The sequence below is a fragment of the Rhodanobacter sp. GW835-FHT13D09 genome (assembly GCF_058793995.1).
The window spans coordinates 1-16,606 of sequence record NZ_JBXAGL010000010.1 but is presented as its reverse complement, the minus strand read 5'-3'; the positions used below and the strand labels follow the sequence as shown (position 1 = coordinate 16,606).

The following is a 16,606-nucleotide window of genomic DNA, read 5'->3' as shown; positions in this document are numbered from 1 at the left end:
CGGATGATCGGGCAGAAAAAAGGGCGGCGCTCCCGCGCCGCCCTTTTCCCGATCGCGCGGTTTTTCAATGCACCGGTTCCGCTGCCGCCGGCGCGGCGGGGGCCGCAGCGAGGCTGCCGCCGTATTTTCCGCCATAGGGCAGTACTTCGCTGGCCAGCTTCGGATCGGTCTTGATCATGCCGAGCGCGTCGAACAGGATGTGCGCGGTCTCGTTGAGCTGCACGTCCTTCGCCTTCTTCGCATCCTTCTCCTGCTTCAGCTCGATCTTCAGGCTGCGCTCGTTCGCGTTGAGGCCGTCGTCGAGGCTGCTCGCCTCGTCGGCGAGCGAGGCGTCGGTGCCGTCGATGGCCCTGTGCCGCGCGCGGAAATCGGCCTGGACCGCCTCCAGCTGCTTGCGCTCGACCTCGCGCGCGGCGAAATTCAGCGAAGTCGAGGTCTTGGCGCGCATCGCGCGGTACTGGGCCAGCTCGTCCAGCATCAGCTTCCACGCCGGCGACTTCGCCGTCCGCTCGGCGTGCAGTTTCTGCAGCTGGGGCAGGTAGGCGTTGAGGTTGGCCACCACCTGGTAGTCCGCCGGTGCGATCTGGGTCCACTTCAGCGCGTTGTCGTAGGTCGACTCGCCGAAATCCTTGTCGTCGCCGTTCTTCGGGAACTCGATGTCCGGGGTGACGCCCTTCAGCTGGGTCGATCCGCCGTTGATGCGGAAGAATTCCTGGATGGTCATCTTCAGCTCGCCGAGCTCGGGCTTCTCGCTGTCGCCCTGCGCGTAGCGGTCGAGGTCGACCAGGTTCTGCACGGTGCCCTTGCCGAAGGTCGGTTCGCCGATCACCAGGCCGCGGTGGTAGTCCTGGATCGCAGCGGAGAAGATTTCCGACGCCGACGCCGTGCCGCGGTTGACCAGCACGGCCAGCGGGCCGCTCCACGCCATGCCCGGCTGGTCGTCGCCCTGCACCTCGACCTCGCCGCGGGAGTCGCGCACCTGTACCACCGGACCCTTGTCGATGAACAGGCCGGTCAGCGAATTGGCCTCGGCCAGCGAGCCGCCGCCGTTGTTGCGCAGGTCCACCACTACGCCCTGCACGCCGTCCTGCTTCAGCTCGCCGAGCAGCTTGGTGACGTCGCGGGTCGCGCTCTTGTAGTTCTTGTCGCCGGCGCTGCGTGCGCCGAAGTCGGAGTAGAACGCAGGCAGCTCGATCACGCCGATCTTGCGGCTGACGTCGCCGTCCTTGATCTCGATGACCTTCTTTTTCGCCGCCTGCTCCTCGATGCTGACCTTCTGGCGCACCAGGCTGACCATCTCGTGCTTGCCGTCCAGGCCGGTGTCGGCCGGCAGGACTTCCAGCCGCACGGTGGTGTCCTTCTTGCCGCGGATCAGGTTGACCACGTCGTCCAGGCGCCAGCCGATCACCTCGACCATCGCGCCCTTGTCGCCCTGGCCCACGGCCACGATGCGGTCGCCGACCTTGACCTTGCCGGACTTGAGGGCCGGGCCACCCGGCACCAGCTCGCGGATCTGGGTGTAGTCGTCGCGCGCCTGCAGCACCGCGCCGATGCCTTCCAGCGACAGCTTCATCGAGATGTCGAAGTTCTCCGCCGCGCGCGGGCCGAGGTAGTCGGTGTGCGGGTCGGTGGTCTCGGCATAGGCGGTCATGAAGGTCTGGAACGCGTCCTGGCCGTCAAGCTGCCTGACCCGCTCGATGTAGCCGGCGTAGCGCTTGTCCAGCGTCTTGCGGATATCCGCATCGTCCTTGCCGGCCAGTTTCAGGCGCAGCCAGTCGTTCTTGGTGCGCTTGCGCCAGAGGTCGTCGAGCTCGGCCTGGTCCTTCGGCCAGTCGGCGTGTTCGCGATCGAACGTGTAGCTTTCGTCGGCGGAGAAGTCGAAGCCCTTCTTGAGCAGCTCGCGCGCATAGGTCATGCGCTCGACCGCACGCTGCAGGTACAGGTTGAACACGGCGAACGGCGCGGACAGATCCTGGTTCCAGATCGCATCGTCGAGCTTGGTCTTCAACGGCGCGAACTTCGCCATGTCGGCCTGGGTGAAGAACACCTTCTCGCTGTCGAGCAGCTTGAAGTAGGCCTTGTAGATGCGCGCCGACATCGCGTCGTCGAGCGGCTGCGCATCGTAGTGGAAGCGGGTCAGGAAGCGCGCCGACAGCTGCGCGGCCTGCGCCTGGCTGGTGGTGGGCGCGAGCGGCCAGGTGGCCGCCTTGCGGGCCTTGCCGGCGCCCAGGTCGGCGGCCGACTGCGCGAACGCACAGGTCGCGGTGAAGGCTAGCAGCAGGACCAGCGCGGGACGAAATTTCATGGAGGTTCTCAGGCTGACTCGGTGACCCCGGCCGCGTGGGCCTGCAGATCGGCGTGGTAGGACGAACGCACCAGCGGGCCGGAGGCGACGTGATGGAAGCCCATCGCCTCGCCTTCCGCGCGCAGCGCTTCGAATTCTTCGGGAGTCCAGTAGCGCACCACCGGATGATGGTGCGGAGTGGGCTGCAGGTACTGGCCGATGGTGATCATCTCGACGTCATGGGCGCGCAGATCGCGCATCGTCTCGAGCACCTGCTCCATCGTCTCGCCCAGGCCAAGCATGATGCCGGACTTGGTCGGCACCTCGGGATGCTGCGCCTTGAAGCGCCTGAGCAGGTCCAGCGACCACTGGTAGTCGGCGCCGGGGCGCACCTCGCGGTACAGGTGCGGCACGGTTTCCAGGTTGTGGTTGAACACGTCCGGCGGGAAGTCCTTCAGCACCTCGAGCGCGCGCTCCATGCGGCCCTTGCCGCGGAAATCCGGGGTGAGGATCTCGATGCGGATGTTCGGGCTGGCGTGGCGCGTGGCACGGATGCAGGCGGCGAAGTGCTCGGCGCCGCCGTCGCGCAGGTCGTCGCGGTCGACCGAGGTGATCACCACGTACTTCAGCCGCATGTCGCGGATCGTTTCGGCCAGCCGCGCCGGTTCCAGCGGATCGGGCGCCACCGGGCGGCCATGCGCCACGTCGCAGAACGAGCAGCGGCGGGTGCACACCTCGCCGAGGATCATGAAGGTGGCGGTGCCCTTGCTGAAGCACTCGTGGATGTTCGGACAGGAGGCTTCCTCGCACACCGTGACCAGCGAGTTCTCGCGCAGGCGTGCCTTCAACTGCTGCACGGCGTTGCCCTGCGGCAGCCGCACACGGATCCAGCTGGGCTTGCGCAGGGTCGGCACGCTGGTGTCGAAACCGGCGCGGTTCAGCGCGATCTTGTCGTTGCCCAGCTGCTTTTCCGCGGCGGGCGCGCCGGCGACGACGCTGATCGGGATGACCTTGGGGGAAGAGGCGGTTGTTTCGCTCATGTAGACAGCTCAGACCGCTGCGCGGGCGGGGAGTTCGGGCAGGATGGGGGCAGCGGGCTCGGCAGCGAAGCCGAACTGGCGGCAGAACTCCTCCACCAGCACGTCCTCGACCGCGGCCAACCGCGACGGACCGCCCAAGTCTAGCAGCTGCGTGACCGCCAAACCCTTGTAACCGCAAGGATTGATGCGGTGGAACGGCTCCAGGTCCATGGCCACGTTGAAGGCCAGCCCGTGGAAGCTGCAGCCGCGGCGCACGCGCAAGCCCAGTGCGGCGACCTTGGCGTCGGCCACGTAGACGCCGGGCGCGCCCTCGCGGCGTGCCGCGACCACGTTCCAGTGCGCCAGCGTGTCGATCAGCGACTGCTCGATCCGGTGCACCAGCTCGCGCACGCCCACGCCGGCCCGGCGCAGGTCGATCAGCGGGTAGCCGACGATCTGGCCCGGCCCGTGGTAGGTCACCTGGCCACCGCGATCCACCGGAATCACCGGGATGTCGCCCGGCGCCAGCACGTGCTCCATCTTGCCGGCCTGGCCCAGGGTGAACACCGGGTCGTGCTCCAGCAGCCACAGCTCGTCGGGCGTGTCCGCCGTGCGATTGTCGGTGAACGCGCTCATCGCCTGCCAGGTCGCCGCGTACGGCTGGCGGCCGAGGCGGCGGATTTTCAGCGGCCGGGAATCGGGAATAGGGAATGGAGAATCGGTGTTCACGGTCGGCGAAGGGAATCGGAAAGATGGGGACGGGTAATCGTTGTTCGAGGCGGCGGGAAGGGTGCAAGGGATGCTCATGCTGTCCGTCGAAGCATGGGCAACCAAGGACGCCAGCCTTCCCTATTTCCCACTCCCGATTCCCTGTTCCCGGCTCTCACATCGTGTACCGGATATCCGGATCGGCGCGCAGCGCCTGGTGCGCCGCCTCGTACTGCTCGCGGCTGTCGCAGCGGAAGCTGACCGTGACCGAGACGAAGTTGCCCGCGCCGGAGTGCCGGTGCCGCACGGTCTCGTGCAGCACATGCAGGCCGGCGCGCTCCAGCAGTTGCGGCACGTGGGTCGGCAGGTTCGCGCTGGCGTTGCCGACTGCGGTGACCTCGAATTCGCCGGGAAACTGGAAGCCCTTGCCCTCCTGCTTCGCCTTGCTGAAGTCGACCGGCTGCATCACTTCGCGTCCGCGCCCTTGGCCGGCGCCTCGGCATCCGCTTTCTTGTCGCTGTGGAACCACAGCAGGATGCTGTCCCACAGGCGCGAGAAGAAGCCGCCCTGCGGCGCGTCGGCCAGCGCCACCAGCGGTACGTTCTGCACCGGCTGGCCGCCCAGCGTGATGCGCAGCGTGCCGACCTGCTGGCCCTTGGTGAACGGCGCGATCAGCGTGGCCGGGATGTCCATGGTGGCCTTGAGCTGGTCGTACTGGCCACGCTTGACGGTGACCTGGACGCTGTCGGCGACGCCCAGCGGCAGCTGGTTCGTGGCGCCCTTCCACAGCCGCGGCGTGGCCAGCGGCTTGCCGGCGTCATACAGCTTGTGGGTCTCGTAGAAGCGGAAACCGTAGTTGAGCAGGGCCATCGCCGAGTCGGCGCGCGCCTTCTCGCTGCTGGCGCCCATCACGATGGCGATCATGCGCGATTCGCCCTGCTTGGCCGAGGCGGCCAGGCAATAGCCGGCGGCGGCGGTATGGCCGGTCTTGATGCCGTCCACGCTGGGATCGCGCCACAGCAGGGTGTTGCGGTTGTGCTGCTTGATGCCGTTCCACTCGAACTCCTTGATCGCGGAGATCGCGTAGTCCTCGGGGAAGTCGTGGATCAGCGCGCGCGACAGCAGCGCGATGTCGTGCGCGGTGGTGTAGTGGTTCGCGATCGGGTAGCCGGAGGCGTTCTCGAAGTTGGAGTTGGCCATGCCGAGCTGCTTGGCGTAGGCGTTCATCAGGCCGGCGAAGGCCGGTTCGGAGCCGGCGGTGTGCTCGGCCAGCGCGATTGCCGCGTCGTTGCCGGACTGGATGATCATCCCGTACAGCAAGTCCTTCAGCGGCACCTGGCTGTTGAGCTTGAGGAAGCTGGTGGAGCCGTCGGTGCCGGCACCGCCGCCGCGCCAGGCGTTCTCGCTGATGGTGACCGGGTCGGTCATGTGGATCTTGCCGTTGGCGATCTCGGCGGAGACCACGTAGTCGGTCATCACCTTGGTGATCGAGGCCGGTTCCACGCGCTGGTCGGGCTCCTTGCTGGCGAGGATCTGGCCGGTGGCGTAGTCCATCAGCACCCAGCTCTTGCCGTCGACGTCCGGCGGCGGCGGCACCGGCGCCTCGGGAACCACCGGGCGCGGTACCGGCGACGGGCGCGGCGGCGTCTGGGCGACGGCGGCGCCGAGCAGCAGCGTAAGGGCGGCGAACGGGATCAGGGTGCGGCGGGAAAAATTCATCGTGTTGTTCAGTCCGGTGGCTGGGTGTCGGCGCGGCGCTGCCGACGCGATGGGAAAAGATGTGGAAAAACCTGCTCAGTCTACCGCGACCTGGGGCCGCGGCAGGCCCATGCCTTCGATCCGGGCGCTGACCTGGTCGGCGCGGTCCACGCTGGCCAGCGGCCCGATCCGCACCCGGCGCACGCGCCGGCCATTGACCATGGCCTCGTTCACCTGCACCTCGCCCAGGTCGGCCTGACGCAGGCGCCGTGCCAGCCGCTCGGCATTCTCCGCATCGGCGAACGCGCCCACCTGCAGGTAGATTCCCGGGTGTCCGCCTGTGACCACGACCGGCGCCGGCAGTTCCTGCAGCGGCTGCCCGGGGTCGATCCCGCGCACCTCGACCAGGCCGGTGCCCTTGGGCCAGATGCCGATCTTCACCGCCGCGGCGTAGGACAGGTCGATCAGGCGGTTGTCATGGAACGGGCCGCGATCGTTGACCCGCACGATCACGCTCTTGCCGTTTTCCAGGTTGGTCACGCGCGCGTAGCTGGGCAGCGGCAGGGTGGTGCTGGCCGCGCTGAACGCATACATGTCGTAGTTTTCCAGGCTGGAGGTCTTGTAGCCGTGGAACTTGTTGCCGTAGAACGAGGCGATGCCGCGCTCGTCGTAGTCGCGCGCGCTGGACAGCACGCGGTAGGTCTGCCCGCGCACGGTATACGGCGACTTGTTGCCGTACAGCGAGCGTGGCTCGACCTTCGGCACCGGCTCGACCAGCTTGCTGACGTCCAGTGGCGGCGGCACGCTGTCGGCGCTGTCGCGATAGCGCCGTTCCTGCGACTGGCTGAGGTCGTCGCGAAAACCGCCCTCCCGCCTCTCGTCGGCGCCGCGCGCCGCGCCGCCGCGGCTGCCGCTGGCGCCGTAGCCCGGCTTCCTCGTCTTCGCGCCGCCGCAGCCGGCGAGCAGCAACGCCGCCAGCAGCAACGCCGCCACGCCTGCCGCCCTCATCGTGCGGCGCCCGCCTGGTCAGCACCGGCAGCGATCGCCTGCGCCAGCTGGTTGACCACCATAGCGTACAGCGGGCTGCGGTTGTAGCGGGTGATCACGTAGAAATTCCGGAAGGTGAACCAGTACTCCGGCCCGTTCGGGCCTTCCAGCGTCTGCAGGCTGGCCGCCTCGCCCGGCGACAGCCGTTGCAACGGCGCGTAGCCCCACGCCTCCAGCTGCTCCAACGGCCACTGCGGCGCGGCGTCCTTGACCGCGATCGGCCGGGCCGCCGCATCCGGTTGCGCCCGGGCCGCGACCGGGCCGCCGTCGACCCAGCCATGCTTCACGAAATAGTTGGCCACGCTGGCGAAGATGTCCGGCAGCGAGTTCGAAAGGTCGATGCGGCCGTCGTGGTCGGCGTCCACCGCGAAATCGCGGATGCTGCCGGGCATGAACTGGCCCCAGCCCTGCGCGCCGGCGTAGGAGCCGGTGAGCGTGTCGAGCGGGCCAGCCAGATGATTGTCCGGCAGGCTCAGCAATTCCTTCAGCTGCTCGCGGAAGAACTTCGCCCGCGGCGGGTAGTACAGGCCCAGCGTGACCAGTGCGTCGAGCACCTTGTATCGGCCGGTGATGCGGCCGTAACTGGTCTCCACGCCGACGATCGCCACGATGTACTGCGGCGCTACACCGTACTGTTTGCCGATCTGCTCCAGCAGCGCGCGATGTTCGCGATAGAACGCGACGCCGTCACGGATGCGCTGGTCGGTGAGGAAGATCGGCCGGTAATCCTTCCAAGGCTTCGCCTCGGCCGGGCGGCTGATCGCATCGAGAATGCCCTGCTGCATCTTCGCGCCGTCGAGCAGCGCGTTCAGCGCCTGCGGGCTCTTGCCGGTCTCCTGCGCGACCTCGCGCACCAGCTCCGCCTGTCCGGGGTGCACCGTCGCCGTAGCCGGGGCCGAGGCCGAGACTCCCACCCACAGCAGGCCGAGGATGGCGAGGAAATGGGCCGGGACCGGCACAGGCGCGACTGTCATGTGGTGGCTTCGCTCACAGAAGACCGATGTCGTCGAAAGCCTAGCACGCACGCGCGGGCAACTCCGGGCGAATGGCGGGCAGGAAATCGGCAACGTTCAAATATGCATCTTGCGGTTGGCGTGGATCGACATCAGCACGCCGAACCCGGTCAGCAGCGACACCGCCGAGGTGCCGCCGTAGCTGATCAGCGGCATCGGCACGCCGACCACCGGCAGCATGCCGGCGACCATGCCGCCGTTGACGAACACGTAGACGAAGAAGCTCATGCCGATCGCGCCGGCGAGCAGACGCGAGTAGGTATCGCGCGCCTCCATCGCGATCCACAGGCAGCGACCGATGATGAACGCGTACAACGCAACCAGCGCGGCCACCCCGACCAGGCCGAACTCTTCGGAGAACACCGCGAAGATGAAGTCGGTGGTGTGCTCGGGCAGGAAGTCCAGCCGCGACTGCGTGCTGTGCTGCCAGCCCTTGCCGAACACGCCACCGGAACCCACCGCGATCTGCGACTGGATGATGTGCCAGCCGTTGCCGAGCGGGTCGGACTCCGGGTTGAGCAGGGTCAGCACGCGCTCGCGCTGGTACTGGTGCATGAAGTGCCAGCCGACCGGGATCATCCCGGCCACCGCGCCGACCAGCAGGCCGATGCGCCACCACGCCATGCCGGACAGGAACAGCGCGAACGCGCCGGCCGCGGTCACCAGCACCGCGGTGCCCAGGTCCGGTTGCTCGGCGATCAGCCCCGCCGGGATCGCGATCAGCAGGCCGACCATCACGATGTCCTTCCAGCCCGGCGGCAGCTGGCGCGGGTGCAGGTACCAGGCCACCATCATCGGCATGGTCAGCTTGAGCAGCTCGGACGGCTGGAAGCGCATGAAGCCGAGGTGCAGCCAGCGGGTCGAGCCGCGGCCCTCGCCCAGGATCGCCACCACCACCAGCAGGGCGGTGCTGCCGGCGTACAGCCATGGCGTCCAGCTGCGCAGAGTCGACGGCGGGATGCGCGACACCAGCAGCAGCAGCATGGCACCCAGCACGAAGCGGCCGGCCTGGCCGCCGACCAGCGCCAGACTACCGTCGCCGGCGCTGTACAACGTGACCAGACCGATCGAGGCCAGCAGGAACAGGCTGAACGCCAGCGGCAGGTCGATCCGCGGCCGGATCAGGATGCGGCGCAGGAAGCGGTGCGCACGCGCATATAACGCCTCGATCATGGCGTGCCTCCCGTTGTGGTGGCCTGTGCCGGCAGGTCTTCGACCGGGCCGTCGTCTTCCAGGGCGGCATCGGGCGGGGCCGTCGCCGCCGGCGCGGCGACCGGCGCCAGCGGCGCCGCCGTCACCGGCAGGCGCTCCGCGCCGGGGATAACGCCGTCGTGCGCGGCGAGCCAGGTATCGAGGATGGTGCGCACGATCGGCCCGGCCGCCTCTGCGCCCCAGGCACCGGATTCGAGGATCGCCGCCACCGCGATCTGCGGATTGTCGGCCGGCGCGTAGGCGACGAACCAGGCGCGGTGGCGACTGGCCAGATAGGCCGTGCTGCGGTTGGTGTCGTAGGCCTCGGAAGTGCGCGAGAAGCGCTCGGCGGTGCCGCTCTTGCCGGCCATCAGGTAGGGGAAGCCGACGCCGAGCCGGCGCCCGGTGCCCTTGGCACCGTAGATCACCCGCTGCATGCCCTGGTTCACCACGTCCCAGTCGGCCGGCTTGCGGATCACCGATGGCCCGCTGGGCGGGTTGGCCAGCGGTTGCGGTTGCGCGTTGACGCCGTCCTGGGTGGCCATCACCAGACGCGGCGCGTACGGCACGCCGTGGCCGGCGAAGGTGGCGATGGCGTGGCCCAGCTGCAACGGCGTGACCGCCCAGAAACCCTGGCCGATGCCGGCGATCACCGTCTCGCCGGGGTACCACGGCTGGCGGAAGTTGGCCGCCTTCCATTCGCGCGAGGGAAGCACGCCGGAGGATTCGCCGATCAGGTCGATCCCGGTCGGCCGGCCGAAGCCGAACTTGCCCATGTACTCGCTGAAGCGGTCGATGCCCATGTCCAGCGCGAGCTTGTAGAAATAGGTGTTCACCGACTGCTCGATCGCGCCGAGCAGGTCGACCCGCCCCACGCCGCCGCGCTGGTCGTCGCGATAGCCGCGCTGCTGACCCGGAATGTAGAACACGCCGGTGGAGACCACGGTGTCCTGCGGCGTGCGCAGGCCGGTTTCCAGCCCGGCCAGGCCGACCAGCGGCTTCACAGTGGAACCGGGCGGATACACGCCGCGCAGCGCGCGGTTGTACAGCGGCTTGTCCGGGTCGGTGGTCAGCGCGCTGTAGTCGGCCTGGCTGATGCCGTTGACGAACAGGTTGGGGTCGAAGGTGGGCACGCTGACCATCGCCAGCACCTGGCCGTTGCGCGGGTCGATCGCCACCGCCGCGCCAGGCCGCCCAGCAAAGGCCGACTCGGCGGCCTTCTGCAGCCGCACGTCAATGCTCAGGTAGAGATTCCTGCCCGGCGTCGGCGCATGCGTTTCCAGCACGCGCTGGGTGCGCCCGTCGGCGTTCACCTCCAGCAGCTCGTAGCCGGGCGTGCCGTGCAGCACGTTCTCGTAGGAGCGCTCGATGCCGCTGCGGCCAACGTGGCTGGTGCCCTTGTAGCGCACCGGATCGAGCCGGTCCAGGTCCTCGGCGTCGATGCGTCCGACGTAGCCCACCACGTGCGCGAACAGCCCGCCCAGCGGATAGCGCCGGGTCAGGTAGGGCACCACGTCCACGCCGGGAAAGCGCCAGCGGTTCACCGCGAAGCGGTCGATCTCGTCCTCGGTCAGGCGCATCTTCAGCGGCACGTTCTCGAAGCGCCGGCTCTGCCGCAGCTGCTTGCGGAACGCGTCCAGGTCGTCCGGGTCCAGCGGCACCACCTTGCCCAGCTCGGCCAGCATCGCCGGCATGTCCTTGACCTGCTCGGGCACCACTTCCAGCCGGAACGCGGGCACATTGTCGGCCAGCAGCACGCCGTTGCGGTCGTAGATCAGCCCGCGCGCCGGCGGGATCGCACGCGGCTTGACCCGGTTGGCCTGCGAGCGGGTGACGAACTCGTCGTGATGCATCACCTGCAGGAACACGAAGCGGCTCAGCAGCAGGCACAGGCACAGCACGATCAGCACGAAACCGGCCAGCGCGCGGCGCCGGAACAGCAGGCTTTCGCCGCGGGGATCCTTGATCGAGCGCCGGGGCTTCATGTCACTGGTTCATGTCTCATTGGATCCGCAGCCGCGCGCGCAGGTCGTCCAGCAGCAGGAACAGGAACGGCCACAGCGCGGCGCCCACGAACGGCGAGATCCACCAGCTTGCCGGCGGCAGCGAGGCGCCGGCCAGCACGCGCACGATCAGCAGCAGGATGCGGTCGTTCAGCAGCAGCGCCAGCACCGCCAGCGCCTGCTGCCACATCGGGAAAAAACGCAGCCGCGAGCGGAAGCGCAGCGCGATGAACACCAGCGCGGTGAGGCGCAGCGCCTGCTCGCCTAGCACCACGCCGTTGAGCAGGTCCGCGGCCAGGCCCACCATGAAGGCCAGCCCCAGGGTGACGCGGTCTTCCGACTCCAGCGACCAGTACAGCAGGAACAGCGCCGGCCAGTACGGCTTGAACGGCTCCAGCGCGCCGGGCAGCGGCACCAGCATCGACAGCAGGGCGAACACCAGCGTGCCGACGAACCACCACAGGCTCAGCCGCTGCCGGTTCATCGCTGTACCCCGCTGGCCGCTGGCGGAGCAGCGGCGGAGGCAGCCGGCGCCAGGTCACGCGGCGGCCCCATCGGCGTCACCGGCGCGGGCGGACCATCGGGCTCGGCCTGGTCGTGCAGCAGCAGCACGTCCTCGCTGCGGTCGAGATCCGCGGACGGCCGAGCCATCGCCACCAGGAACATGCCGCTCGCCGACGGCGCCACCGAACGCACCTCGCCGACCGGGAAGCCCGGCGGGAAACGCCCGCCGAGACCGGAGGTGAGCAACTTGTCACCCGCACGCACGTCGGCGGCCTGCGGAATGTTCGGCAGGCTGAGCTCGGCGCCGTCGCGCGAGCCATAGGCCACCGTGCGCAGGCCGGTGCGCTCGATCACCACCGGGATCGCGTGCGACGGGTCGGTGATCAGCATCACCATCGAGGTGGTCGGCAGCACCTCCTTCACCTGGCCCATCACGCCGTGCGCATCGATCACCGGCTGGCCCGACCTGACGCCGTCGCGGGCACCCATGTTCAGGGTGAGCTCGTAGCGGTAGGCGCCGAGGTCCACGCCGATCACCCGCGCCAGCTGCACGTTCAGATTCAGGCTGTGCTGGGTATCGAGCAACTCCTTCAGGCGCTGGTTCTGCTCGGCCACCGCAGCCATCCGGTTCAACTTGGCGTTGGCCAGCAACAGGTCTTCGCGCAGGCGCTGGTTCTGCTCGGTCAGCCGCTGGCGGTCGGCAAAGGTCACGCTCACCGCGCGGACCCCGGCCGCCGGCAGTCCGGCCAGCCGATACACCGGCTCCACTACGGCCGCCGTGGCGTAGCGCAGGCGCCACAACCAGCCGTTGCGATGGTCGAGCACCATCAGCACCACGGCAAGCGCGAGGTAGACGATCAGCCGCAGCGTGCCCGCGGCATTGCCGGCGAACAGCGGCGAAGACTCGTCGCGCGTGCGCGCCATCCGACGGCCCCGGCCTTATTCGGGCGCGAAGAAGTCGCTGCCGTGCTGATCGATCAGCTCCAGCGCCTTGCCGCCACCACGCGCCACGCAGGTCAGCGGATCGTCCGCCACCTGCACATGCAGGCCGGTCTCCTCGGAGATCAGCCGGTCGAGGTCGCGCAGCAGCGCGCCGCCGCCGGTCAGCACGATGCCGCGCTCGGCGACGTCGGAACACAGTTCCGGCGGGGTCTGCTCCAGCGCCGACTTCACCGCCGCCACGATGCCGGCCAGCGGCTCGTGGAGCGCCTCGAGGATCTCGTTGGAGTTGATCGTGAACATGCGCGGCACGCCCTCGGCCAGGTTGCGGCCGGAGATCTCGATCTCCTTGACCTCGCCCTGCGGGAACGCGCAACCGATCTGCAGCTTGATCCGCTCGGCGGTCGATTCGCCGATCAGGGTGCCGTGGTTGCGCCGCACGTAGTTGATGATCGCCTCGTCAAAGCGGTCGCCGCCCACGCGCACCGACTGCGAGTAGACGATGCCGTTGAGCGAGATCACCGCCACCTCGGAGGTGCCGCCGCCGATGTCCAGCACCATCGCGCCGCGCGCCTCGTGCACCGGGATGCCGGCGCCGATAGCGGCGGCCATCGGCTCCTCGATCAGGAACACGTCGCGCGCACCGGCGCCTTCGGCCGATTCCTTGATCGCACGCCGCTCCACCTGGGTTGAGCCGCACGGCACGCAGACCAGCACGCGCGGGCTCGGCCGCAGCAGACGCGACTTGTGCACCTGCTTGATGAAGTGCTGCAGCATCGCCTCGGTCATGGTGAAGTCGGCGATCACGCCGTCCTTCATCGGCCGCACGGTGGCGATGTTGCCCGGGGTGCGGCCGAGCATGCGCTTGGCCTCGCTGCCGACCGCCGCGATCGTGCGCGGGCCGCCGGGGCCGCGGTCCTGACGGATCGCCACCACCGAGGGTTCGTTCAATACGATGCCCTGGCCACGCACATAGATCAGCGTGTTGGCGGTGCCGAGGTCGATGGAGATGTCGTTGGAAAAGATCCCGCGAAACTTCTTGAACATGGGTCCGCCGTGGCTCGGCTTGGCTAAAAAGTAAGCTGGCCAGTCTAGTCAGCGTAGCAGGCATGCGCAAGGACAATAACGTTAAGAAACCCTTCCACAACACGACCATAAGCACACATTCTGCGCGGCGGAATGAACTGGATGCGATCGCGGAAATTCGCCAACAGGGGCGGATGACGGTACGATTCCAGCCTTTGGCCGGAACCGGCCGGTTCGGCGTCCGGCCGACCGCGGCATCCGCGACCTTTCCACCTCTGCCCGGGGCTTCCGCTCATCATGTCTGCCGTCATCTGCGGATCGCTGGCCTACGACACCATCATGGTGTTCCAGGACCAGTTCAAGAACCACATCCTGCCCGACCAGATGCACATCCTGAACGTGTCGTTCCTGGTGCCGCGGATGCGCCGCGAGTTCGGCGGCTGCGCCGGCAATATCGCCTACAACCTCAAGCTGCTGGGCGGCGACCCGCTGCCGGTGGCCGCGGTGGGCCAGGATTTCGCACCGTATCGCGCGCACATGGAGCAGTGCGGCATCCGGCTCGACGGCGTGCGCGTGTTTGACGACCAGTTCACCCCGCAGTGCTTCATCACCACCGACCTGGACAACAACCAGATCACCGCCTTCCATCCCGGCGCGATGTCCAGCGCGCAGGAAAACCACGTGCGCGACATCCCCGGGATCGACTTCGCGATCGTCGCCCCGGATGGCCGCGAGGCGATGCTGCAGCACGTGGACGAATTCGCCGCGCGCGACGTGCCGTTCGTGTTCGACCCCGGCCAGGCGATGCCGCTGTTCAGCGGTGACGAGTTCCGCGCGATGATCACGAAGTCGACCTACGTGATCGTCAACGACTACGAATCGCAGCTGCTGCAGGCACGCACCGGCTGGAGCGCCGCCGAGATCGCCGAACGGGTGACGGCGTACATCGTGACCCAGGGCCCGCGAGGTTCGGTCATCCACGTGGGCGGCGACACCCACGTCATCCCGCCGGCGCGCGAGCGCCGGGTGGTGGATCCGACCGGCTGCGGCGACGCGTACCGCGCCGGCCTGATCTTCGGCATCATGCGCGGCAAGGACTGGCCGACGGTAGGCCGCATGGCCTCGCTGATGGGCGCATTGAAAGTGGAACATCCGGGCACCCAGAACCAGCACTTCGACTACGCCGAGTTCGCCGCGGCATTCCTCGACCAGTTCGGTTACGCGCTGGACTGATTCCCGCCTCGACGCGGCGACGACCGGGCCCCCACGCGCGGGCCCGGTGCATTTCAGCCAACCCGAAAGCCGATGGTGGCGTTCACTGCATCGCGCCAGCCGCGGTAAAGGCGGTCGCGGACCGACTCGTCCATCGCCGGCTCGAAGCGGCGGTCCACCTGCCACAGCGCCGCGATCTGCTCGCGGCTTTCCCAGAAGCCCACGGCCAGGCCGGCCAGGTAGGCGGCGCCCAGCGCGGTGGTCTCGGCGATCTTCGGCCGCAGCACCGGTACACCCAGCATGTCGCTCTGGAACTGTGCCATGAAGTCGTTGGCGATCGCTCCGCCATCCGCGCGCAATTCCTTCAGCGGGATGCCGGCGTCGGCCTCCATCGCGGCCAGCACGTCGCGCGACTGGTAGGCCATCGACTCCAGCGCCGCGCGCACCACGTGCTCCTTGCGGGTGCCGCGCGACAGTCCGAACATCGCGCCGCGCACGTCGCTGCGCCAGTACGGGGCGCCCAGCCCGACGAAAGCCGGCACCAGGTACACGCCGTCGCTGGAATCCACGCTCTCGGCGCACGCCTGCGAATCGCTGGCGTGCACCAGCATCTGCAGGCCATCGCGCAGCCACTGCACCACCGAGCCGGCGACGAAGATGCTGCCTTCCAGCGCGTATTCGACGACACCATCCAGCTCCCAGGCGATCGTGGTCAGCAGGCCGTGCCTCGAGGGCACTGCCTGTGTCCCCGTGTTCATCAGCATGAAACAGCCGGTACCGTAGGTGTTCTTGGCCATGCCGGGGGTGAAGCAGGCCTGGCCGAACAACGCCGCCTGCTGGTCGCCGGCCACGCCGCCGATCGGCACCCCGGCCGGCAGGCCGGGCAAGGCTGCAGTAAGGCCATGGACTTCGCTGCACGAACGCACCTGCGGCAGCAGGCTGCGCGGGATGTCCAGCATGCGCAGCAGCTCGTCGTCCCAGCGCCGCGCATGGATGTCGAACAGCAGCGTGCGCGCGGCATTGCTGACATCGGTGACATGCAGCTTGCCGCCACTGAGATTCCAGATCAGCCAGCTGTCGATCGTGCCGAACAGCAGATCGCCACGCTCTGCACGGGCACGGGCACCACCGACATGATCGAGAATCCAGCGGATCTTGCTGCCGGAAAAATACGCGTCGATCAGCAGCCCGGTCTTCCCGCGCACCAGCGCCGCATAGCCTTCCGCCTCCAACCGCTCGCACACCGCCAGGCTCTGCCGCGACTGCCACACGATCGCGTTGTAGACCGGCTCACCGGTGTGGCGATCCCACACCACGGTGGTCTCGCGCTGATTGGTGATGCCGATGCCGGCCACTTCGCCGGCGCCCACCCGTGCCGAAGCCAGTACCTCGGCCACCGTCGCCAGCACGCTGGCCAGGATCTCCCGCGGGTCCTGCTCCACCCAGCCGGGCTGCGGAAAGATCTGGCAGACCTCGCGTTGCGCCACGCCGGCCACTGCGCCCGCTTGATCGAACAGCATCGCGCGCGAGCTGGTCGTGCCCTGATCTATCGCCAATATATAGCGTTGCGCCACGGCTGATCCTTTCGCGCCAACCCGTCGGCGAAGAGTAGCAACTGGCCGGTGCGGCGAGCGATTGCCGTACAGCATTCCCCCGCTTTCAATGCGTCGTGGCCTGCCTGCCGATGGGCGGTGCCAGCTTATCGATCAACGCGAGCGCCGGGATCACGAAAATCAGGTGCCGCGGGATCTGCCACAGCCCATGCTGCGCACCTTGATGAAGCGGACAAACGAGTAGGCAGTGGGGTCACGCCCTTCGGACGCGGCGACGGCTGGGCGATTTAAACGCCACAAAGACGAAGGCCTCCCCTGGAGGGGAGGCCTTCCAGGAAAAAGCCCCTGGCGGTGACCTGTTGCGGGTCGCGACCTGCGGTCGCCACCGCATCAAAGAAAAACCCCCACC

The 16,606-nt window shown here is 68.3% G+C and carries 14 protein-coding genes; 1 reads left to right on the top strand and 13 read right to left on the bottom strand.

Features of this window, described 5'->3' with window-relative positions; genetic code table 11:
• Nucleotides 1-64: 64 nt before the first annotated feature.
• The 12 genes from AC1Q5A_RS13360 to AC1Q5A_RS13305 all read right to left on the bottom strand — a co-directional run bounded on the left by AC1Q5A_RS13360 (nucleotide 65) and on the right by AC1Q5A_RS13305 (nucleotide 13,453).
• Nucleotides 65-2,305, bottom strand: coding sequence for a carboxy terminal-processing peptidase (locus AC1Q5A_RS13360; RefSeq protein ID WP_492701374.1), 2,241 nt, complete (start codon nucleotides 2,303-2,305; stop codon nucleotides 65-67).
• Between the two features lie 8 nt (nucleotides 2,306-2,313).
• The gene (lipA, locus tag AC1Q5A_RS13355) at nucleotides 2,314-3,324 is read right to left on the bottom strand and encodes a lipoyl synthase (protein ID WP_492701372.1); all 1,011 of its coding nucleotides are present in this window, start codon (nucleotides 3,322-3,324) and stop codon (nucleotides 2,314-2,316) included.
• Between the two features lie 9 nt (nucleotides 3,325-3,333).
• Nucleotides 3,334-3,990 (bottom strand): lipoyl(octanoyl) transferase LipB, encoded by a 657-nt coding sequence (gene lipB / locus AC1Q5A_RS13350; RefSeq protein WP_492701644.1) that lies wholly within the window; start codon nucleotides 3,988-3,990, stop codon nucleotides 3,334-3,336.
• Between the two features lie 196 nt (nucleotides 3,991-4,186).
• Entirely contained in the window at nucleotides 4,187-4,477 is a 291-nt protein-coding gene (locus AC1Q5A_RS13345) for a DUF493 family protein (protein WP_492701370.1), read from the bottom strand.
• Nucleotides 4,477-5,730, bottom strand: a complete 1,254-nt coding sequence (locus AC1Q5A_RS13340; protein WP_492701368.1) for a D-alanyl-D-alanine carboxypeptidase family protein — start codon at nucleotides 5,728-5,730, stop codon at nucleotides 4,477-4,479. The genes AC1Q5A_RS13345 and AC1Q5A_RS13340 overlap by 1 nt, the downstream gene beginning before the upstream one ends.
• A gap of 75 nt (nucleotides 5,731-5,805) precedes the next feature.
• Entirely contained in the window at nucleotides 5,806-6,717 is a 912-nt protein-coding gene (locus AC1Q5A_RS13335; RefSeq protein WP_492701366.1) for a septal ring lytic transglycosylase RlpA family protein, read from the bottom strand.
• Nucleotides 6,714-7,730 carry a lytic murein transglycosylase B gene (gene mltB, locus AC1Q5A_RS13330; RefSeq protein ID WP_492701364.1) on the bottom strand — a complete coding sequence of 339 codons (1,017 nt, stop codon included), beginning with the start codon at nucleotides 7,728-7,730 and terminating at the stop codon, nucleotides 6,714-6,716. Before mltB ends, AC1Q5A_RS13335 begins: the two co-directional genes overlap by 4 nt.
• Before the next feature lie 96 nt (nucleotides 7,731-7,826).
• Nucleotides 7,827-8,942, bottom strand: coding sequence for a rod shape-determining protein RodA (rodA, locus tag AC1Q5A_RS13325; protein ID WP_492701362.1), 1,116 nt, complete (start codon nucleotides 8,940-8,942; stop codon nucleotides 7,827-7,829).
• Complete coding sequence (gene mrdA / locus AC1Q5A_RS13320) at nucleotides 8,939-10,945, bottom strand: penicillin-binding protein 2 (RefSeq protein ID WP_492701360.1); 2,007 nt, start codon at nucleotides 10,943-10,945, stop codon at nucleotides 8,939-8,941. The genes rodA and mrdA overlap by 4 nt, the downstream gene beginning before the upstream one ends.
• 16 nt (nucleotides 10,946-10,961) lie before the next feature.
• Nucleotides 10,962-11,447 (bottom strand): rod shape-determining protein MreD, encoded by a 486-nt coding sequence (mreD, locus tag AC1Q5A_RS13315; RefSeq protein ID WP_492701358.1) that lies wholly within the window; start codon nucleotides 11,445-11,447, stop codon nucleotides 10,962-10,964.
• A complete protein-coding gene (gene mreC, locus AC1Q5A_RS13310; protein ID WP_492701356.1) occupies nucleotides 11,444-12,391 on the bottom strand; it encodes a rod shape-determining protein MreC in 948 nt (315 codons plus the stop codon). The genes mreD and mreC overlap by 4 nt, the downstream gene beginning before the upstream one ends.
• 15 nt (nucleotides 12,392-12,406) lie before the next feature.
• Nucleotides 12,407-13,453: a rod shape-determining protein gene (locus tag AC1Q5A_RS13305; protein WP_492623688.1), complete on the bottom strand. Its 1,047-nt coding sequence runs from the start codon at nucleotides 13,451-13,453 to the stop codon at nucleotides 12,407-12,409.
• Between the two features lie 276 nt (nucleotides 13,454-13,729).
• Between AC1Q5A_RS13305 and AC1Q5A_RS13300 the strand changes: the two genes are divergently transcribed.
• A complete protein-coding gene (locus AC1Q5A_RS13300) occupies nucleotides 13,730-14,665 on the top strand; it encodes a carbohydrate kinase family protein (protein ID WP_492701354.1) in 936 nt (311 codons plus the stop codon).
• Nucleotides 14,666-14,718: 53 nt separating this feature from the next.
• Here AC1Q5A_RS13300 and glpK read toward each other — a convergent pair whose 3' ends face one another.
• Nucleotides 14,719-16,218, bottom strand: a complete 1,500-nt coding sequence (gene glpK, locus AC1Q5A_RS13295) for a glycerol kinase GlpK (protein WP_492701352.1) — start codon at nucleotides 16,216-16,218, stop codon at nucleotides 14,719-14,721.
• Between the last annotated feature and the right edge of the window lie 388 nt (nucleotides 16,219-16,606).